Annotated in this window: 19 protein-coding genes and 1 pseudogene; 17 read left to right on the top strand and 3 right to left on the bottom strand. The window is 30.0% G+C overall.

What is annotated here, in order from left to right; translation table 11 throughout:
- The first annotated feature begins 202 nt into the window (after positions 1–202).
- The 16 genes and pseudogenes from HHU12_RS09395 to HHU12_RS09325 all read left to right on the top strand — a co-directional run bounded on the left by HHU12_RS09395 (position 203) and on the right by HHU12_RS09325 (position 15,001).
- Positions 203–1,285: a DegT/DnrJ/EryC1/StrS family aminotransferase gene (locus HHU12_RS09395; RefSeq protein WP_169656487.1), complete on the top strand. Its 1,083-nt coding sequence runs from the start codon at positions 203–205 to the stop codon at positions 1,283–1,285.
- Positions 1,285–1,854, top strand: coding sequence for an acyltransferase (locus tag HHU12_RS09390; RefSeq protein ID WP_169656486.1), 570 nt, complete (start codon positions 1,285–1,287; stop codon positions 1,852–1,854). The genes HHU12_RS09395 and HHU12_RS09390 overlap by 1 nt, the downstream gene beginning before the upstream one ends.
- A 43-nt stretch (positions 1,855–1,897) precedes the next feature.
- A complete protein-coding gene (locus HHU12_RS09385) occupies positions 1,898–3,058 on the top strand; it encodes a TDP-N-acetylfucosamine:lipid II N-acetylfucosaminyltransferase (protein WP_169656485.1) in 1,161 nt (386 codons plus the stop codon).
- Between the two features lie 208 nt (positions 3,059–3,266).
- Positions 3,267–3,440, top strand: a pseudogene (locus HHU12_RS35305) (transposase); the annotation flags it as partial.
- 278 nt (positions 3,441–3,718) lie between these two features.
- Positions 3,719–4,705, top strand: a complete 987-nt coding sequence (locus HHU12_RS09380; RefSeq protein WP_169656484.1) for a glycosyltransferase family 2 protein — start codon at positions 3,719–3,721, stop codon at positions 4,703–4,705.
- A complete protein-coding gene (locus HHU12_RS09375) occupies positions 4,695–5,492 on the top strand; it encodes a putative nucleotide-diphospho-sugar transferase (RefSeq protein ID WP_169656483.1) in 798 nt (265 codons plus the stop codon). The genes HHU12_RS09380 and HHU12_RS09375 overlap by 11 nt, the downstream gene beginning before the upstream one ends.
- The gene (rfbF, locus tag HHU12_RS09370) at positions 5,489–6,268 is read left to right on the top strand and encodes a glucose-1-phosphate cytidylyltransferase (RefSeq protein ID WP_169656482.1); all 780 of its coding nucleotides are present in this window, start codon (positions 5,489–5,491) and stop codon (positions 6,266–6,268) included. The genes HHU12_RS09375 and rfbF overlap by 4 nt, the downstream gene beginning before the upstream one ends.
- On the top strand, positions 6,259–7,341 hold the full coding sequence (gene rfbG / locus HHU12_RS09365) for a CDP-glucose 4,6-dehydratase (RefSeq protein ID WP_169656481.1): 1,083 nt from the start codon (positions 6,259–6,261) through the stop codon (positions 7,339–7,341). The genes rfbF and rfbG overlap by 10 nt, the downstream gene beginning before the upstream one ends.
- Positions 7,338–8,309: an NAD-dependent epimerase/dehydratase family protein gene (locus tag HHU12_RS09360; RefSeq protein WP_169656480.1), complete on the top strand. Its 972-nt coding sequence runs from the start codon at positions 7,338–7,340 to the stop codon at positions 8,307–8,309. The genes rfbG and HHU12_RS09360 overlap by 4 nt, the downstream gene beginning before the upstream one ends.
- Positions 8,296–8,805 carry a dTDP-4-dehydrorhamnose 3,5-epimerase family protein gene (locus HHU12_RS09355; RefSeq protein WP_169656479.1) on the top strand — a complete coding sequence of 170 codons (510 nt, stop codon included), beginning with the start codon at positions 8,296–8,298 and terminating at the stop codon, positions 8,803–8,805. Before HHU12_RS09360 ends, HHU12_RS09355 begins: the two co-directional genes overlap by 14 nt.
- 9 nt (positions 8,806–8,814) lie before the next feature.
- On the top strand, positions 8,815–9,741 hold the full coding sequence (locus HHU12_RS09350) for a glycosyltransferase family 2 protein (RefSeq protein WP_169656478.1): 927 nt from the start codon (positions 8,815–8,817) through the stop codon (positions 9,739–9,741).
- Positions 9,738–10,829, top strand: coding sequence for a glycosyltransferase (locus HHU12_RS09345; RefSeq protein WP_169656477.1), 1,092 nt, complete (start codon positions 9,738–9,740; stop codon positions 10,827–10,829). The genes HHU12_RS09350 and HHU12_RS09345 overlap by 4 nt, the downstream gene beginning before the upstream one ends.
- Positions 10,830–10,854: 25 nt before the next feature.
- Positions 10,855–11,916: an acyltransferase family protein gene (locus tag HHU12_RS09340; protein ID WP_205959835.1), complete on the top strand. Its 1,062-nt coding sequence runs from the start codon at positions 10,855–10,857 to the stop codon at positions 11,914–11,916.
- Positions 11,906–12,769, top strand: a complete 864-nt coding sequence (locus HHU12_RS09335) for a glycosyltransferase family 2 protein (RefSeq protein WP_169656475.1) — start codon at positions 11,906–11,908, stop codon at positions 12,767–12,769. Before HHU12_RS09340 ends, HHU12_RS09335 begins: the two co-directional genes overlap by 11 nt.
- On the top strand, positions 12,766–13,920 hold the full coding sequence (locus HHU12_RS09330) for a glycosyltransferase (protein ID WP_169656474.1): 1,155 nt from the start codon (positions 12,766–12,768) through the stop codon (positions 13,918–13,920). The genes HHU12_RS09335 and HHU12_RS09330 overlap by 4 nt, the downstream gene beginning before the upstream one ends.
- 13 nt (positions 13,921–13,933) lie before the next feature.
- Positions 13,934–15,001: a glycosyltransferase family 4 protein gene (locus HHU12_RS09325; RefSeq protein WP_169656473.1), complete on the top strand. Its 1,068-nt coding sequence runs from the start codon at positions 13,934–13,936 to the stop codon at positions 14,999–15,001.
- Here HHU12_RS09325 and HHU12_RS09320 read toward each other — a convergent pair.
- The 3 genes from HHU12_RS09320 to HHU12_RS09310 all read right to left on the bottom strand — a co-directional run bounded on the left by HHU12_RS09320 (position 14,984) and on the right by HHU12_RS09310 (position 17,956).
- A complete protein-coding gene (locus tag HHU12_RS09320; protein ID WP_169656472.1) occupies positions 14,984–16,309 on the bottom strand; it encodes a hypothetical protein in 1,326 nt (441 codons plus the stop codon). The genes HHU12_RS09325 and HHU12_RS09320 overlap by 18 nt on opposite strands.
- Positions 16,310–16,610: 301 nt before the next feature.
- On the bottom strand, positions 16,611–17,132 hold the full coding sequence (locus HHU12_RS09315; RefSeq protein WP_169656471.1) for a helix-turn-helix domain-containing protein: 522 nt from the start codon (positions 17,130–17,132) through the stop codon (positions 16,611–16,613).
- Between the two features lie 335 nt (positions 17,133–17,467).
- On the bottom strand, positions 17,468–17,956 hold the full coding sequence (locus HHU12_RS09310) for a hypothetical protein (protein ID WP_169656470.1): 489 nt from the start codon (positions 17,954–17,956) through the stop codon (positions 17,468–17,470).
- A 385-nt stretch (positions 17,957–18,341) separates the two neighbouring features.
- On the opposite strand from HHU12_RS09310, the gene HHU12_RS09305 reads away from it, so the two are divergent.
- A partial coding sequence (locus HHU12_RS09305) for an AAA family ATPase (protein ID WP_169656469.1) occupies positions 18,342–19,619 on the top strand: 1,278 nt, incomplete at its 3' end.

Here is a 19,619-nt window from a genome sequence, read left to right as displayed (position 1 = left end):
AAACTGGAGTTAACCTTAAATACAAAATAACTTTAATACAAAAGTAATAAATTTATAAAAAAACATTATGTTTACCAATCTATTTAAATATAATAATTCTTTGATGGGTAACAGTGTGAAATCTTAATAATATGTTATCCCGCTTGATGAAAGATTATTACCAAATAGATTCTTTTGAAGTTGATAGAACTGTTCATACATAATGATTAATGTAACAAAACCTTTTTTGCCTCCTAAAAGTGAATATGGAGCTTTAATTAATGATATTTGGGAAAGAAATTGGTTGACTAATAATGGTCCTTTGGTAAATAATTTAGAGTTAAGTATAAAAGAGTACTTAAAAATAGATCATTTTTTATATGTCTCAAATGGTACGATTGCTCTACAGATTGCAATGAAAGCTTTAAACATAAAAGGAGAAGTAATCACAACGCCTTTTTCTTATGTTGCAACAACCTCTAGTATTGTATGGGAAGGGTGCACTCCGATTTTTGTTGATATAGATCCATTGACTTTTAATATTGATCCCGGAAAAATTAGAAATGCAATAACTAAAAATACTTCATGTATTTTAGCTACACATGTATATGGAAACCCTTGTGCAATTGATGAAATAAATGAAATTGCTAAAGAATATGATTTGAAAGTAATATATGACGCCTCCCACTGTTTTGGAGTACAATATAAAGGGGGTTCGATTTTTGAATACGGAGACATAAGTACGACAAGTTTTCATGCTACTAAATTATTTCATACCGTTGAAGGTGGGGGAGTTTTTTCAAAGGATCCAAATATTATTAAGAAAGTTGCTTTAATGAGAAATTTTGGCCACGATGGTGAATTTAAGTTTTCAGGGGTAGGTATAAATGGTAAAAATTCTGAATTTCATGCAGCTATGGGTTTAGTTAATTTAAACTATATTGATCAAATTATTCAAAAAAGGAATAATGATTACCAATACTACATGAACTGGTTCAAAGGTCATGATATAACATTTCAAACTATACAAGCTGAAAGTATGTATAACTTTTCTTATATGCCTGTTTTATTTAATTCAGAAGCATTATGTGAGAAAGTATATTTGATTTTGAAAGAGAATAATATTTATTCGCGTCGATATTTCTATCCATTATTAACAGAACTAGATTATGTGGAATCTTATCCTTTACCAATTGCGAAAGATATTTCAAATAGAGTTTTGTGTTTACCTTTATATTTTCAATTAAAAAAGGAAGAAATTGATTTAATCGTAAGATTAATTATTAGAACATTAAAATATAAATAATGTCTTATTTAAGCAAGCAACAATTAAGTAGTATTGGATTTAAATCTATTGGTGATAATGTCCTCATATCTGATAAAGCGTCTTTTTACGGAGTTCAAAATATTACAATTGGGAATAATGTTAGAATTGATGATTTTTGTATTTTATCTGCTGGGGAAGAGGACTTTTTAATAGGTAATTACATTCATATAGGTTGTTATACTTCATTAATAGGAAAGGGCAAGATAATTTTATGCGACTATTCAAATATATCCTCTAAAGTTGCAATTTATTCAAGTAATGATGACTATTCTGGAGAATTTATGACCAATCCTATGGTACCTAGTGACTTGACAAATGTTACTAAAGGTAGTGTTGTGATTAAAAAGCATGTTATTATTGGCTCTGGTTGTGTATTATTACCAAATGTAACTATTGGAGAAGGGGTGGCAATAGGAGCTCTATCTTTGGTAAATAGTAATTGTGAGGAATTTAATATTTATGCAGGTTCACCAGTAAAAAAGATAAAGAAAAGGAAAAAAGATTTACTTGAATTGGAGAAGAAAATAATTAATAACTACGATTACTAATAATATATATTTGACTTCAACATTAAACTAAGTTTCATTATCAATGTTACTTCATTTCTGTTTAGACGAAAAATTTATTGATAAAGGAGTGATTATACCTTTTGATAAATATTATGACAAGAATACCTTTGTTCTTTTGCAAGAGAAAAGTAAAACAAAGTATGTTAAAACTCTTGATAGAGTTTTATTTTTAGACATCGATAAAAATGAAGAAGAACTAGTTCAACTATGCAACTCTGCAAAAGTAATTATATTTCATTCATTATTCGGATCTTTACCTTTATTAATACATAAAATAACAAATTCAAATGTTAAATTGATATGGTCCGTTTGGGGAGGGGATTTTTATTGTTCAAAATTATTTGATGAAAATTCATTGATTTTACCAGAAACAGCTAAGATATATGAATTGAATCATCAAGAAACACTGTATGCTAAAAGGAAAAAGACCTTTGGGAAATTTTATGACTACTATCTTAAACTTAGAACAGGAGAGTATCCCCGTGAGTACACGTTGTCTAAAATGTATAAGAAAATAGATTATATTTCTACTGTGTTAGACGTTGAGTTTGATCTAATAAAGAGTACTATACCTGAGAATAAAAAAGTACAATATATGCCTTATAACTATGGTAGTGTGGAAACTATGGTTGGAGATAATTATAAAGATATTGAAATAAACGGGAATAATATTTTAATAGGAAATTCTGGAGATCCTTCAAATAATCATCTAGATGTTGTTTATAGTTTGATGAAGAGTAATACTCACAAGAAAACAGAACTAATTATACCATTGAATTATGGTAATAAGGATTATAGAAGATCACTTAAGGAAGCATTTGGTGGTTTTGATGAAAACATATCTATCAGAATCTTAGAAGATTTTTTAAGTTTAGACCTTTACGTTAAAATACTTTCATCATGTTCGGTCATGATTATGAGTCACCTAAGGCAACAAGCTTTAGGCAATATAATCGTAGGTCTGTATTTAGGGATGAGAATTTATTTACATCCTAAAGGTATATTGTATAAATATTTTAAAGATAAGGGTTATTATGTTTATCCATTTAAAGGTGAAGTGATATTGAATAAATTAAACTCTAAACAAAAAGATCATAATCGTAAGTTACTTTTTCAAAATTGGGGAATAGATGTAGTTGAAAGCAGGGTGAAAAATATCATTAATAATGTTGTTAATTGTTGACTTTTTCAGGTTAAATCAAACATTTTATGCTTATCAGCTTAAATAACAGTATGTACTAATAATATTTTCTGATGAGCATTCCAGTATTAAGCACTTTATAATACATCTGTCGTCTTTTAAGATAAAAGTGTATCTGATATTGATATTTAAAACTAGTAGAATACCATTTTGCTGAAAAATCTACAAAAGGTTATTCAAAAAATATAAATTATGTTGGGCTCATATTGCAATAAGTAATGTAAAACGTACATTCCTTGGTTAATATCATCATATGAAGGTACAATATCTACCGAATTACCTTGATGAGTTTTGTTATAAATTCAATAGAAGATATTTCGTTGACAGGTTATTTGATAGAGCAATTATTGCAATAGGCTATTAGTACTGTTAAACTTGTAGATAAGCATGAAACTTTTATCTGGGAACATTATTTGAATAGTTTGAAGTTTAATAATGGTATCGAGGGATATCATATTGAACTATTTATAAGTAATTTAATTAAAGTCGTATGATATTTGTAAAAGTTAGAGATGGGTTAGGTAACCAAATTTTGATTTATTATTGTGTTCTTAAGTCCAAAAAAAATATTGAACTAAATTAGTAAACTTTATTCTAAGAAATCATTTCTTGCAATTTGGAATGATATAAATGAAGACTCTTATGAAAAAAAATAAGTGTATTTCGATAATTATCCCATCCTTCAATAGAGCTAACCTAATATCAGAAACTCTAGATTCTGTATTATATCAAACTTATTCTAATTGGGAATGTATTATTATAGATGATGGATCAACAGATGGGACCCAAAAAATAATACAAGAATATGTTAAAAGAGATTCCCGATTTAAACTTTATCAAAGAGATAGAGAACCTAAGGGTGCTCCAACTTGTAGAAATATAGGTTTAGAAAAATCATCTGGTGATTATATAATGTTTTTTGACAGCGATGATATTTTAAGTTTAACATGTTTTGAAGATAGAATTAAATATTTTAATGAACAAAAAGAATGTGATGCTATAATTTTTTCAGGGTCATCTTTTACTAAAAGCATAAATGATGGAGAGGAAATTACAGAAATAGGAATCGATATAAACTCTTCAGAGTATCTAAAATATTACTTATCAGAAAAAGTAAGGTGGTTAACACCGTCTCCAATTTGGAAAAAAAAATTCATAGAACATCATTTATGGGATGAAAGTATAACAAATTGGCAAGACCCTGAATATCATATCAGAATATTAAATATAGGATTAAAATTTAAAGTAGTCGATAAAATAGATTGGTATTATAGAATTGATAGTGAAATCGAAAGTATTTCTAAAAAAAGATTTAATATGGAATACCTTTTAAATCGAAGAAATACATGTGAAAAAATTATTTCTTACTTAAAAGGAATTGAAAAAGAGATCTTTCAAAAGAAACAATCTAATTTTTTTCTCAAAGAAGCAGAGAAATTAGCCCTTGAAAGTAATTGCGACTTTAAAGATATTAAGCTGTTATCAAATGCTTTAAGCTATTATTCAAATACAAAACATAAAGTTATTTTAAAATACTTGTTCACCCTTCATTTACTGAAACTTTTTAAAGTTCCTTTTTTAAGAGGATTATTATATAAAATTAGAATTACATTCACAGATGAATCATAAAGCCGGTTATTTATATGTCGCAACAGGGCAAAAGTATATAAAGGAAGCAGAATATTCAGCATCATCTTTGAAAGAAGTGATGCCAAATTCAAACATTACTCTAATCACAGATAAAGATTATTCTTCGCCTTTTTTTGATAATGTTATTTTGCAAGGATTTGATTCAATAGATGAGAAATCGTGGAAAGCAAATTTGGTTTACAAAATAATGGGTATATCAAAATCTCCTTATGAGAAAACCATTTTTCTAGATACAGATACCTATATTATTGAGCCATTTAATGAATTATTTGAGTTGTTAGACCATTTTGAAGTAATGATAGCTCCAGATTATTATGATAAAAATAACATTCAGATAAATGGAAAAGTTGTTGAAGGATATTATCCATATAATACCGGTGTGTTAGCTTTTTCTAAGACTCAACAAACTAAAAGGTTCATAGATGATTGGTTGTCAATATATATCGAAGAATTACAAGACTTTTGGAGTGACCAACAAGCATTTATGAAAGCACTAATTAAAGTAAATGTAAAGTTATTTGTATTAAGTTCTATTTATAATTTTAGGTTTTTGAATAATGTTGGATTACCTGATGCAGAGAAAGTACGTATCTTACATTCAAGGTCATCTAAAGAAGAATTTATTAGAATTGCTAAACTTGTAAATAGTGATACCTCTCAAAGAGTATGGGTTGCACCTTTAAGGAAAATATTTAATTGGGAATCTAAAAAGATGTTTCAAGGAATTCGCAATATATTATACCCTTTAATTAAAACAAACAAATGAAAACAGTCATCTTCGCAGGTGGATTAGGTTCTAGAATCTCTGAAGAGTCTCACCTAAAACCCAAACCAATGATTGAAATTGGAGGAAAACCAATTTTATGGCATATAATGAAAATATACCAGTCTCATGGATACAATGATTTTATAGTTTGTTTAGGCTATAAGGGGTATATCATAAAGGAATATTTCGCAAATTACTTTCTACATAATGCAGATGTAACATTTGATTTAGCCAATAATCAGATGGAAATACATAAAGCAAATGCTGAGAATTTGAAAGTAACTTTAGTGGATACTGGTTTGAATACAATGACTGCCGGTAGATTACAAAAAGTAAAATCTTATTTAGAAGGAGAAGAGGAGTTTATGCTAACTTATGGAGATGGTGTGTCAAATGTTGATATTACAGCATTAGTGAATTTTCATCGTCAACATGGGAAAACAGCTACAGTCACAGCGATACAGCCTGCGGGTAAGTTCGGGGTCTTAGAAACAAATAGTAATGAAGAAGTTACAGGATTTGTTGAAAAACCCAATAGTGGAGGAGCTTGGATTAATGGAGGCTTTTTTGTTCTGAAATCGAATGTATTTCAATATCTTGAAGGGAATATGGAAGATGAAATGTGGGAACAGAAGCCTATGAAAGGGTTAACCCAAGATCAAGAATTGGTCGCTTATCACCATCATGGTTTTTGGAAGTGTATGGATATACTAAGAGATAAGGTTGAGTTAGAAAAAATGTGGATTACTAATCCTCAATGGAAAAAATGGAACTAAAGGATATATTATCAAAATCGTATAAGAATAAGAAAGTTTTTGTCACGGGGCATACTGGATTTAAAGGGGCATGGCTTATTCTTTTATTACATAAGTTAGGAGCAGAAGTAAAAGGATATGCATTGCAACCTGAAGAAAGATCATTATATAATGATGTATCAGGTGATAATTTTTGCGAATCTATAATTGGAGACATTAGAGATCAAAGTAATCTAATAAAAGAACTACATGCTTTTCAGCCTGATTTTGTTTTTCACCTTGCAGCTCAGCCTTTAGTATTAGCTTCTTATGAACATCCAGTATATACCTATGAAACAAATGTAATGGGTACGATGTATTTGTTGGATGCTATTAGACAGATGGAAAAAAAATGCCATGTTGTGATGATTACAACTGATAAGGTGTATGAAAATAAAGAATGGCTCTATCCTTACAGAGAGACAGACCGTTTAGGTGGTTTTGATCCTTATAGTTCAAGTAAAGCAAGTTCAGAGATTGCTATAGCCTCTTTTATAAAAAGTTTTTTTCCTGTTGAACAATATAATCAACATCAAAAAGCAGTTGCTGTGGTGAGAGCTGGAAATGTAATAGGTGGAGGAGACTGGGCAACCAACAGAATCATTCCAGATATTGTAAAGGCATTGTCAAATGAAGAAACAATAAAGGTACGAAATCCAAGAGCAGTAAGACCATGGCAACATGTTTTAGAAGCATTGATTGGCTATTTACAGATTGGGAAAAAGTTATCAGAAGAAAATGATATTGCAGTCTGGGCAAGTGCTTGGAATTTTGGTCCTCTTTACGATGAATTTGTGGATGTAGAAACATTAGTTCAGAGCGCAGTGGAAATTTGGGGAAGTGGTAATTATGAAGCAGTTGAAGTAAAACAGCCTCATGAAGCAAAACTGTTAAGACTAGACTGTTCTAAAGCATCTAATTTATTGGGGTGGCAACCTCAAAAAAATGCTTCTGAAGCCATTAATTTCACTATTCAATGGTATAAGGCAGTACTTCAAGAGAAAGTTCCTGCATCACACTATACTAATCAGCAAATAGACGAATATTTAGGATGAAAATAGCTTTAATAGGAGGGTCTTCATTCTTAGCGGAAAAGATACTAGAACAGTATGCTCTGAATGATCAAGATGAAATAACTATTTATACAAGAACAAAAAAAGCTTGGATGTTCTACCCTTTTCAAGAGGGGGATCATTTAAGAAAACCTAAGTATAGAATTAAAACGTTCGATGCTTATGAAGATCAAGTTCATTCATGGGTATACGAATGGTCGAGAAATGATGTCATTATTAATACAATGGCAGCAGGTGTGCAACCAAAACAGGAAGTAAGTTCTCAAGGTATTCTAGAAATTAATGCTTTTTTTGCAATTAAATTGATAGAAGGACTACTTGAACATAAGTTTAAAGGGAAACTATTTACTTTTGGATCCTATTTTGAAATAGGCGATACTGATAGTGAGGAGTTGTTATCCGAACAAGATTTTGTTTTTTCAAATAATAAACTTCCTAATACCTATTGTATATCAAAGAAAACCCTAACACAGTTTATACACCATAAACACCAATCGTCTCCATTTGATTTTGAACACCTGCATTTGATTTTGACAAACATCTATGGTAAGGGGGAAAATGAGAACAGGCTTTTTCCTTATATAGTTCAATCTGTAAAGGATAAGAAAGATCTCAAGTTTTCTTCAGGTTTACAACAGAGACAATTTACACATATTGCTGATGTAGCAAAATTAATTATTAAGTTAGCTAGTTCAACTTCTCATTATCATGGAATATATAATATTACATCTGATAAGACAAATAGTGTAAAAGAGGTAATAGTAATGATGCTACAACAACTTGAGGAGAAAGGTTATGTGTTGCCAAAGTATGAATTTGGTGAAGTCAATAGAAGAGATCAATCCATGAAATTTTTGGGTGTTTCATCAAAAAAAGCTCAAAATGAATTAAATTGGGACCCCGAAATATCTATTGAAGAAGGGTTAAAAGAATATTATGAAAATAATTAACAGTTACTTTGAAGAAGTACACCATATAGAAAGTCATTTTTTTAGTGATACTCGAGGTGTTTTTTTAAAAGCATTTGATAAAAATACTTCAGTTTTTAAGGATTATGTTATTCAACAGTCGAATTATGTGCACACTAAAGAAAAGTACACTTTAAGAGGTATGCACTTCCAGAAAGAGGAGTTTGCTGAAGCAAAGTTTTTTAGAGTAGTACAAGGGAAAGCACAAATAGGTTTTGTTGATGTCTCAGGATCCAAAGAATCTGAAAGTTTGAAGTCCGGGTCCATTGTTTTAAATAATCCGAAGGAAAGTGTATTTATCCCAAAAGGTTATGCAACAGGGTATTTAACTTTAGAACCCGATACTGTTGTTTTGTACTTTTCTGATAATATTTACCAGCCCGATTCGGAGAGCGGAATTCTTTGGAATGATTCTCGCATAAATATTTCTTGGGAATCTCAAAGCCCAATTCTTTCACAAAAAGATAAACTCTGGTAAAACAAACTTATGCTGTTAGATATTTTAATCCCAACTTTTAATAGGGGTGAGGATTTGCTTTTTAATTTGAATTTATTGAGTGATTATATCAGTAAAATAGAACACTCAAATGAAATTCAGATTATTATTTCAGACAATTGTTCAGATGACAATACAGAGCAATTGGTAAGTACATTCAAACACAATAATCCATCATTATCAATTCAATATTTTAGGAATTCGGAAAATATTGGTTTAGAGAGAAATGCAGTTGAGGTTTTAAGTAAATCTTCAGCTGAATATATAATGTGGTTGGGAGACGATGACTATTTACCTAATGGTTATCTAGCATTTATATTAAAGCATATCAGGGATGAAGAGTTAGGTTTTATCTTACCAAGAAACATAAATATAGTTGGTCGGAATGAATTTGAAACTTTTGCTTCTGAGAACCCTACCTATGAGACCAAAAAGGCTGGTTATCAATCAATGTATGAGATTGGACATTTTTCACATCAGATGTCAGGTATTGTTTTAAGGAGAGAAAACTTACTAGATAAGTACCTAGAAAAAGATAATTGGAGAAACGTTTATTTATTTATGTTTTTTACTAATTATTGTATTTTAAATTATAATGGGATTTTTGTTGAAGATTACAAAGTTTCTATAACTCAAGGTAATAGTAAGGCGTGGTCATATGATAAAGCAGGTTTACTTCCTGAAGTATATAAATCTTATTATTATTTTATAGAAGCATTAGGTGAAGAAAAAGTTTCAAATTTAATTTTTGATTTCACTAGAAGACATACTTGGAGATTTGGAATTCAGATTTTTAAACCTTTCAGTTCTTTTAATAGGCTGAATTTTCTTCTTTATCAAACATCAGATATTGATAATATAAAAAATCGTCTCAGAAAATTATTTATTAAGGATTATATATATAGAATTATTCAATGAATAAAAATCAACCAATATTTATAATCTCTAATGAACCTTGGGGAGATATTTGGTATTCAAAGCAACATTATGCTAATGAGCTCTCTAAAAAGGGGTATACTGTTTTTTTTGTCAATGCACCATCGAGTTGGAAGTTCAAGGACTTGTTCTCCTTTTCGATTGAACAAAAAAAGATAAAGGAGAACCTTACGGTATTAGAGTATAGGAATTTTTTACCCGTTCGAATTATTCCATCTCTGATCATGAGAATAAATGATTACATTAATTACTATAAATTTAACAGAGTTTTTCAAATACAAGAATCATTAATGTGGTCTTTTGACCCTCTACGCTTTATTTATAAACCTTTATCAAAGAATATTATTTATCATATTGCTGATCCGTATATGTCAATTGATGCTACAAAAAAATTTCATCCTATTTTGGAAAAAAAAGCATCAAAATTGGTATGTACAAGTCCTCATTATTTTAATTACTTTAAGAAAAAAGGATATACAAATATATTACAGATACCACATGCTATATCTGAGGAAGAATATAAAATAGATTTAAATGAGGTTTCGCAGATAAAAAAAAATTATGGTAAATTTATCTTGTTTGTAGGGACATTAAATGATGATGTTGACTTTTCATTAATTGAAAAAATCACTAAGAATATTAATGTTAATTTTATTTTACTTGGAAAAGATAATGAAGAGAAATCAATTAGAAAAAGAGTAAATTTTAATGGTAACCTACATTATCTAGGAGTAGTTCATGCTCAAAAACTTAAAAATTATATTGCGGCCTCTGAAGTATGTATAACAGTCTATAAGTTTAATTTAGATAAAGGAGTAGGTTCCAGGTCGCCTCTTAAAATATTAAATTATCTAGTACAAAAAAAACCTATTGTGACAAGTATTGATTCAGAAATTATCGAATTGGAAAATAAGGTCATATTTAAAATAAACAATAAAGAAGATTTTATTTATCTACTTAAAGAGATTTTAGAAGGTAATAAAAAAATAGATACTGAATCAATAAATAATTTTTTGTCAAAAAGAACTTATCCAATATTCATAAATAATATACTTGGAAGTTCATTTTAGGAATAATTTTTTAATAATTATGGGTTTGAAAAACAATAACGGGATTAAAGTATTATATTTACCTACTTTAAATTTTGTACGTGCCACAGCAGCTCTTCTAGTTTTATTAGCTCATTCTTTGCCATATTTTAACTTTCACTCTGATATTGGAGCAAAGAGTGTTACAGTTTTTTTTACTTTAAGTGGTTTTTTAATAACCTATTTATTGTTGATAGAGAAAGAAAAAACTAAGAGTATTAATATAAAAAAGTTTTATATAAGGAGAATATTAAGAATTTGGCCTATTTACTTTTTATATCTTTTTTTGACAGTACTATATGTATTAATAAATGAAAATGATTTTGATGCCTACAATAATTTATGGTATTATGTTACTTTTATACCTAATTATGCTTTAACTATAACAGAAACATTTCCTTATTTAGGACATTATTGGTCATTAGGAGTAGAGGAACAATTTTATATTTTTTGGCCTTTGTTATTTTTAACCAAGAATCATTTCAAAACAATATTTATTTTTTTTATCACCTATTTTTCATTAAAAATTGGTGTTAATTTGGTAATAGGGGGATGGAGTTGGCAGTTTGGTCTTTTGAATTTAACAAAGTTTGATGCCATGGCATTAGGTGGTATTGGTGCAATTATTCTACGTAATTATAACTTTCATAAGTTACTAAACAAATATATCTATGGAGGGGCATTACTGTTGATATTATTATCGTTTCTTGATTTATTACCTATATACTCTATTTTTAGATCAAATATATTAGCGGTATCATGTGTTATATTTTTTCTTTTCAATATAAATGTCTTTGGTAAAGATGAAAGTATACTCGAGCATAAAGTCTTTATCTTTCTAGGTAAAATATCATTTGGTTTATATGTATATCATCCTCTTATACAAACGATACTATATAAATACTGTTATCATGGTAGTGATGCTACCATATTAAATATGTTGTCATTTTTTATCTTTTCTACTTTATTATCAATTTTAGTCTCATGGTTATCATTTAATTTTTATGAATCACCATTTTTGAAGTTGAAACATAAACAAGCAGTTATCAATTCGACAAATGAAAAATAGTACAGTATCCATTATAATCCCTGTGTATAATGCAGAAAAGTTCATTATACCAACATTAAAAAGTATATTAAATCAAACCTATAGTAACTTTGAATGTCTGATTGTTGATGATGGTTCAAAAGATACATCAATTACTTTAATACAAGAGTATATAAAAGAGGATATACGTTTTCAGATTTTTAAAAAAGAGAATGAAGGGGTGTCAATTACCCGTAATAAGGGATTTGAAAAAGCAAAAGGAGATTATATTATTTTCTTAGACAGCGATGACCTTTGGTCTGAGGATTTTTTAGAAAAGAGTGTTTCTTTTTTAGAACAGAATAGAAATTATTTAGGAGTAGCTTCTGATGTAGAAAATATTGATGCTGAAGGGAAATCATTAAATCAATATTTTAAGGCTTTAACTACAAGAGAGGAATTATTAACATTTTCTGAAAATACACAAACTTGCCCATCTTCATACCTATATAGAAGATCTATTTTGGTACAATACCAAATCCAATTTAGTGATATATTATTCAATACTGCAGATCGCTATTTTTTACATCAAGTCTTACAGCAGGGTAAAATTGGGTACTATAAAGGAGGAGTGATGTATTATAGAATTTTAGAGAATAGTATGTCTCGAAAAATTTCTCCAACGCTAGTAGAAGACTATATCAATTATATTCAATTGATTCGTCAAAATATTTTATTAACGCCAATAGAGAAAAAGAAATATTTTAGCCATTTTTATTATACAACCGCTGCTTATTCTTTTCATACTCGTCAGTATAAAAGAGGACTTTTTTTTCTAATCCGTTCTTTATTTACAAATACATCAACAGCAATTTCTTTATTAATAAATAGATGAAAGTTTTATATCTAGGTTACTGGGGAGCCAATGAAGGCTTGTCAGTGGCAACTATTTATCCACACCTTTCGATACTTGCATCTTTTGATTCAGTTCAAAAGATCTTTTATTTTTCAATGGAAAGAGATGGTGATATCGATAGTTTGAAATTTGATACTTTAAAAATACAGCACATTCCTTTCTTTACAGGTCATGGATTGAAAGATAAACTGAAAGATTTTACTGCTTTTCCAAAATTATTAATTGATTTCATTAAAAAAGAAAATGTTGATAAAATCATTGCAAGAGGAGCTCCTGCTGGTGCGATTGCATGGATGGTTTGGAAAAAAAATAAAATTCCATTTGTTGTAGAGTCATTTGAGCCACATGCTGATTATATGTTAGAATCGGGTGTTTGGTCTAAATATGATCCAAGATATTTGATGGAGAAATATTGGGAAGAGAAACAAAAAATATATGCTCAAAATATAATAACTGTTTCTAATAATTATAAAAATCAATTAATATCCGAAGGGGTTAAAAGTGATATTCTAGAAGTAGGACCATGTTGTGTTGATACTCAAAAATTTCAGTTTATACATGAGCAGAGAGAATGTATAAGAAAAGATTTAGGGATTCCTGAAAATGCTATTGTTGGCATTTATGTTGGTAAAATAGGTGGGATTTATTATTCTTCTGAAGCGGTTAATTTATTTAAGGATTTTATAAACTTATCCTCTTTACATCATTTAATTATTTTAACACCACAACTAGAAGAATTTGAGGGTCAGTTTTCTTCTGAAAACAATGTTTTTATTAGATCTGTGCCTCATAGTGAAGTACCAAATTATTTATCAGCATCAGATTTTGCTTTTTCTCTACATAGACCTTCCCCTTCTAAAATAGGCCTTTCTCCTATTAAGAATGGAGAATATTGGGCAAATGGACTTCCTATTTTAATTTCAGAGGGTATAGGTGATGATTCAAATCTGATAAAAGAAAATAATATTGGTGTTATTTGGGATAGTAAAAATAATCATAAGGCATTAAACGAAATTGTTGAAATTGTAGACAAGGTGAAACGTTCGGAGAAGACTAATACTATAGTAGAATTAGCAAAAAACAATCGTAAATTTTCTATAGTCGAAAAAGTGTATAAATCTATTCTCTAGTTTTTAAAAATTTATGAAAATATTAATATTAGCACCTTACCCCAAATCTATTGCTCCATCACAGCGATTTCGATTTGAACAGTATTTAGATTTGATAAAAGAGAATGGTATTGAGTATGAGTATCATTCTTTTTTAACTTTAGATGCCTGGAAGATTCTTCACCAACCAGGACATTTTTTTCAAAAGTCAATGGCCATCTTAAGTGCTTTTTTTAAACGATTTCGATTAATGTTTCAATTAAGTAATTTTGAAAAGGTTTTTATTCATCGAGAAGCATCTCATATTGGTCCTCCTATTTTTGAATTCATTATTGCTAAAGTATTAAAAAAGAAAGTCATTTATGATTTTGATGACGCAATTTGGTTACCCAATTATTCTGAGCACAATGCAAAGTTTAATAAACTGAAGATGTATGGTAAAGTAAATTGGATTATCAGATGGGCCTCTGTTGTAAGTGTTGGAAACCAATATCTTAAAGAGTATGCACAGCAATATAATCAGAATGTAGTCATCAATCCAACGACAATTGATACTGAAAATTATCATAATCCATCACTTTTTAGGAAAAAGCAAAATCAGAAACCAATTATTGGTTGGACGGGGACACTGACTACTGCACAGTATATTGAATTTTTAATTCCAGTATTTCAAAAGCTAGAGCAAAAATATGATTTTGAATTTAGGATGATTTCGAATGAAGATCCTAAGTTTCCCATTCAATCACTTATATATCAACCTTGGTCAAAAGAGACTGAAATACAAGATTTGATGCAGTTTGATATAGGGATAATGCCTCTTAAAGATGATATTTGGGCAAAAGGGAAATGCGGTTTTAAAGCACTACAGTATATGGCATTGGGTATTCCAGCTATTGTGTCTCCTGTTGGGGTGAATACAAATATTGTAGATGACGGTATTAATGGTTTTATCTGTTCTTCAGAAGAGGAGTGGTATAATGCATTATCTACTTTTTTAGAAAATGCTTATACAAAAACCATGTCTATTGAGGCTAGAAAAAAAATACAAGAGAATTATTCTGTCCAATCTAATCAAAATAACTTTCTATCTTTTTTTGAATGATTTTTTTTCCTTCGTTTTAGTTTTAAGAATATACTGATAGTGTATCACTAAGAATAAGGTATAAAAGGGCATCATAGGAGTTTTAAAGCGTTGTAGTACACCATAGTTAAATGAAATATACCCTGCAATAAAACCAAAGAAAAGTGCATAGCTTAATACAAAACCTAGATTAGGATCTGTGAAAGTTTGCTTTATAGTATTGATAATTCCGACTTTCAAGAAAATATAAATTGTGAGAATCAGAAAAGCAAAACTTTCAAATGATCCTAAGAGTTGAACCACTTTTTTTGTTTCCCATGGAAAAGGTCTGAACAAAGTGTAACTAATTGCCTCAGGTAGTGATTTTAACATGCCAAAAATACTTAAGTCACCTGCCGTAGTTAAATGATAAGTGGATGCCTGACCTCCACCATGCCCCCTGTTAGTATGCCAGCTACTACCATGATCTCCTTGAAAGCCAGAAATAGTCCGTTGTGCCGCTATAAACTCGTCGTTATTTTCTACGTACTCTTGTATTTTGGGTGCAATAAGGAAAAGTGCTAAAGGAATGGATAGAAAGAGTAATAAAGAAATAGTATATTTTACTAAGATCGTTATTTTATTATAGTAGAAGAGGAATACCCATAATAATAAGCATGGGAATAGAACGTAAATTGTTGCTCCTTTTATATACTTTACAAGAAAAAATGTAATAGTTAAAATAACTAAGGATATAACGTAGTCTTTTTTCCTCAAAAAAATATTACCGAAATAATAGACAAAAAAACCTATTGCTCCAGTAGTAACAGTTTCTTTTATTATCCCACTTGCCCAAAAAAGGCATGAAGGAATAAACAAAACAGCAAGGCATATTAATTTGAAATTTTTTTTATAAATCGGGGTGAATAATTGTACAATTTTCCAAGAACCTAAGAAAGACCAAAAAGCAAAAAATAAAGCTGTAGAGTAAAAGGATTTGAAAGTAAATAATTGAATTATACCTGATAATTGTACCATTGTCCAAGTACTTTGACTACGCTTCATATATATCTTGCCTAAGTAATAAATACTTTGTCCACTTATTGTTTTTCCATCATAAAAAAAAGTTTCAAGTCCTATAACGGGAGAATCTAGAAATGCGTCGGCTAAAATACTCCCCTGATTGAAATAAGCAGTAGTATCCCCGCCACCGTAATAAAATTGATAGATTAAGCAAAAGAATATAGATCCTGTTAATTTAGCATGTAAACCCCACCAATAATATTTTTTTGTGTATTTATTTGTCCATCGTTTAGCAAAATAGGGTGCAATTACAACATAAATAATCAATAAATAAACTGGAGTGATTAATAAGTTGTATAAAGGATCCATTAATGAAATAAAAAAAATGAAACAGAATGTTTGTCGCCCCAAATATAAACCTATTTCCCAAACACCCCAACCACAACTCATTTATAAAAAAAGAATTCGTGAGCAAATGCAACATCACCGAAATTCAAGCATAAAAAAACTCCTTTTCGGAGCATTGTTGATGGGATAATGAGATAAAAGTAAATGTTGTCTGTGACGTAGACGAAAATAGTAAAACAAGAATATGGAAAATAGTGATAAGGGGGTAGGAATCTGAAAATTAAGCAATATGTCTTACTGCCTTGAAGATAATTTCGATAGGGTTACTTTTAGAGGTATGTTGATCTTGGGTGTATTTTTCTTTATGTGCTTTGAATAGTAAGAAGAGAGAGAGGTCGTTTCTGAAATGGAATTTCTTTTTATTGTTTAACCTTTTTTGGTAACGTTTCTTTTTCAATTTTAAATGTAGGGAAGGAGTTTTGAAGTAGTTAGAGTAGACTAATGGTGAGTCAGAGCACCAAAATATTTGCCTGCGGTCGGCATAGAGACGGTAGGGATTTCTTCTTTTGTATTTTCTGAAATACTTTTTCTTTTTGGATAAACCTCCTGTTAACTTTTTTCGGGCAATGGCCAATTGTTGTGCGTAGGTAGCGATGTATTTTGAGCGTTTTGAATTTCGTTTGATTTCACGGTAGATGGTGGAGGGAGCAACGCCTAGTTTTCTTGCGATGGTTGTTTTGCTACGGTTCATTTGAAGGGCAAATTCGATATATTTTCGGTCGGCTAGGGTGAGGTTTTTCATGATGAGGATTATTTTTGAATGAAGAATGAAGAATGAAGAATGAAGAAAGGTGGTTTTTATGATGGTTCTTGAGCCACAACGCATTGTGGCTCTACATGCGATAACTTTTCAATTTAGTAGTTCATTGATTTGAAAGTAGGCCCCCTGTAGAGACGAAATGCTTTACGTCTCACGGACCACAATGCGAACCATTTTCACCTTTTTTTTAAAATTTTCCTTTACTTTTGATTTCGTATAAAACCAAAAGAGCTTGTAACAGTGTACAAGCTCTCAGGTTTAATAAGTACTAAGTCAAAAATAAATCATAGTTAATTTTGAATTTGTACTTCTACTTATTAGACTGCTTTTGCTTTTAAGCCATAGTCATTGACGGTCCAACTTTGAGCATCTACATAATCAAAGATGTCTTTTAAAACACCTAGAAGGGAAGTGGTTCTTAGTTGATTGATGTCATAGCTTAGGCCTCTGATAATCATATCAAAACCGTAACTGTTTTGGAGGTCGAAGTTTGTCTTTTTGACGTCTACTTGAAGTTCTTCTAGTTCAAGTTCCATTTCTTTTCTTCGCAGATCTCCTTCATCAAGTTGTGGGATACGGCCTTCCAAGTACAGAATTCTTGCTTCATTTTCGGCCAATGTCGCTTGATTTCTTTCTTTTCTGTCCATAGTATTGTCCAGGCTCAAGTATTCTCTGGTGTTTCTAGAGGAATAATCAAGATAGGTTTCATTGAGTTGATTGATCAATAGTTGGGCATCTTCTTGCGTTTTTGCAAACAAATTAATATTTGTAGCATTGATGATACTATTTAGGTTTATCGTTTTCATAGTTAGACTTTAATTTAGATTTGAAATTTATTGAGTACAACGAGAGTGTTGAATAGATCTATTTAAGAATCGCTGATATAATCGTATTCGTAAATGCACTTAGAAATGTTTTTCGCATTTCACAAAGCCTAACAGATATTGAGAAGAGTTAATAGAGTGCAAAGTGTTTAGTTTGTAAATTAACATTCATTTAGTGTTGATTTTCAGTTTAACAAATGCTTGATGTTGAATTTTATATGGATGTTACAACTTTGTGAAAGTTTGTTTTCTTCTCCATTCAAAGCACAAAGCTATTATTTTAGTTATCTTTACAGAGTGATATTTCAGGCATCATCAGCCCACGACTTAAGTCGTGGGCTGATGATATTTTAAAAAAGCAATAAGCATGAAAAAATTTCCAATAGGCATATCAAACTTTAAGGAGGTAATCAAAGAAGATTATTACTATATCGATAAATCTCTTTTTATTGAGGAGGTGATTGATAGTAGTGCTAAATCAATTTTAATTCCCCGTCCCCGCCGATTTGGAAAGACTTTAAATATGTCTATGCTTCATGCTTTCTTAGATATTAAAAAGTCAGAAGAAAATGCTTCATTATTCGAGCATTTAAAGATACGGGAGACAAAGTCATGGGAACTTCAGGGGAAATATCCTGTGATTTATCTTTCATTTAAAGACATAAAGGAGTTGACTTATGTAGAGTCAATCAAAAAAGTCACTTCAATATTACAAGACTTTTTAGATGATTATAAGGCTATAATTTCGAGGGATGTATTAGATGAAAGAGATTTTAATTATCTAAACAAACTCTTTAAAGGTGAAGAGGTAGACCCTAGCAGATTATCCAATTTTTTGATTCTATTTTCAAGAGTCTTGCATAAAGTTTATGATCAAAATGTAGTGATCTTGATTGATGAATATGACTCCTGTATTATTAAATCATGGCAGGAGGGCTATTACAATGAAATGATTACGTTTATGCGTAATTTTTTATCAGCAGGTTTTAAGGACAATGATTATTTATACAAAGGAGTAATCACTGGGATTTTAAGGGTTGCGAAGGAAAGCATTTTTTCAGGTTTGAATAACCTTAGAGTTTACAGTGTATTGAATCAAACATTTTCAGACAAGTTTGGATTACAGGAAGAAGAGGTAAAGACTCTACTATTATCCATCTCAGAGGAAGAACAGTTTGATAAAGTGAAGGAATGGTATAATGGTTATCAATTTGGCAAAAGTCAAGTTTATAATCCTTGGTCAATTATTAATTTTGCTGATTCAATTGAAGAAGGGGTACAACCTTATTGGGTCAATACCTCAGCAAATGAATTAATAGAAGTGTTATTGACCAATGCGAATGCAGATCTTGAAAAGAAATTAACGGGCTTGATCGATGGTCAGGTGATGGAAAGTGAAATTTCCGAGACCACTATTTTTAAAGATTTGGAAAGAGGAGCAGAGAAAACGGTTTTAGGGTTATTGTTGTTTAATGGATATTTGACAATTGATTATGCTAAACAAGAAGATATCAACTATTATTATGGTTTAAAAATACCCAATAAAGAGGTGGCAATTGTTTATAAGCAAATGCTAGAAAGACTTCTTAATAAGGCAAATAATGTGAACAGCAGTGAAATCTTAACTGCATTGCTTGATCAAGAA

Origin of the sequence: Flammeovirga aprica JL-4 (assembly GCF_012844305.1) — a bacterium.
Taxonomy (GTDB): Bacteria; Bacteroidota; Bacteroidia; order Cytophagales; family Flammeovirgaceae; genus Flammeovirga; species Flammeovirga aprica.
This window is presented reverse-complemented; position numbering and strand designations above follow the sequence as displayed.

Coding starts and splice junctions, on each gene's coding strand:
- HHU12_RS09395 (WP_169656487.1), top strand. CDS start 203: ATGATTAATGTAACAAAACCTTTTTTGCCTCCTAAAAGTGAATATGGA.
- HHU12_RS09390 (WP_169656486.1), top strand. CDS start 1,285: ATGTCTTATTTAAGCAAGCAACAATTAAGTAGTATTGGATTTAAATCT.
- HHU12_RS09385 (WP_169656485.1), top strand. CDS start 1,898: ATGTTACTTCATTTCTGTTTAGACGAAAAATTTATTGATAAAGGAGTG.
- HHU12_RS09380 (WP_169656484.1), top strand. CDS start 3,719: ATGAAAAAAAATAAGTGTATTTCGATAATTATCCCATCCTTCAATAGA.
- HHU12_RS09375 (WP_169656483.1), top strand. CDS start 4,695: ATGAATCATAAAGCCGGTTATTTATATGTCGCAACAGGGCAAAAGTAT.
- rfbF (WP_169656482.1), top strand. CDS start 5,489: ATGAAAACAGTCATCTTCGCAGGTGGATTAGGTTCTAGAATCTCTGAA.
- rfbG (WP_169656481.1), top strand. CDS start 6,259: ATGGAACTAAAGGATATATTATCAAAATCGTATAAGAATAAGAAAGTT.
- HHU12_RS09360 (WP_169656480.1), top strand. CDS start 7,338: ATGAAAATAGCTTTAATAGGAGGGTCTTCATTCTTAGCGGAAAAGATA.
- HHU12_RS09355 (WP_169656479.1), top strand. CDS start 8,296: ATGAAAATAATTAACAGTTACTTTGAAGAAGTACACCATATAGAAAGT.
- HHU12_RS09350 (WP_169656478.1), top strand. CDS start 8,815: ATGCTGTTAGATATTTTAATCCCAACTTTTAATAGGGGTGAGGATTTG.
- HHU12_RS09345 (WP_169656477.1), top strand. CDS start 9,738: ATGAATAAAAATCAACCAATATTTATAATCTCTAATGAACCTTGGGGA.
- HHU12_RS09335 (WP_169656475.1), top strand. CDS start 11,906: ATGAAAAATAGTACAGTATCCATTATAATCCCTGTGTATAATGCAGAA.
- HHU12_RS09330 (WP_169656474.1), top strand. CDS start 12,766: ATGAAAGTTTTATATCTAGGTTACTGGGGAGCCAATGAAGGCTTGTCA.
- HHU12_RS09325 (WP_169656473.1), top strand. CDS start 13,934: ATGAAAATATTAATATTAGCACCTTACCCCAAATCTATTGCTCCATCA.
- HHU12_RS09315 (WP_169656471.1), bottom strand. CDS start 17,132: ATGAAAAACCTCACCCTAGCCGACCGAAAATATATCGAATTTGCCCTT.
- HHU12_RS09310 (WP_169656470.1), bottom strand. CDS start 17,956: ATGAAAACGATAAACCTAAATAGTATCATCAATGCTACAAATATTAAT.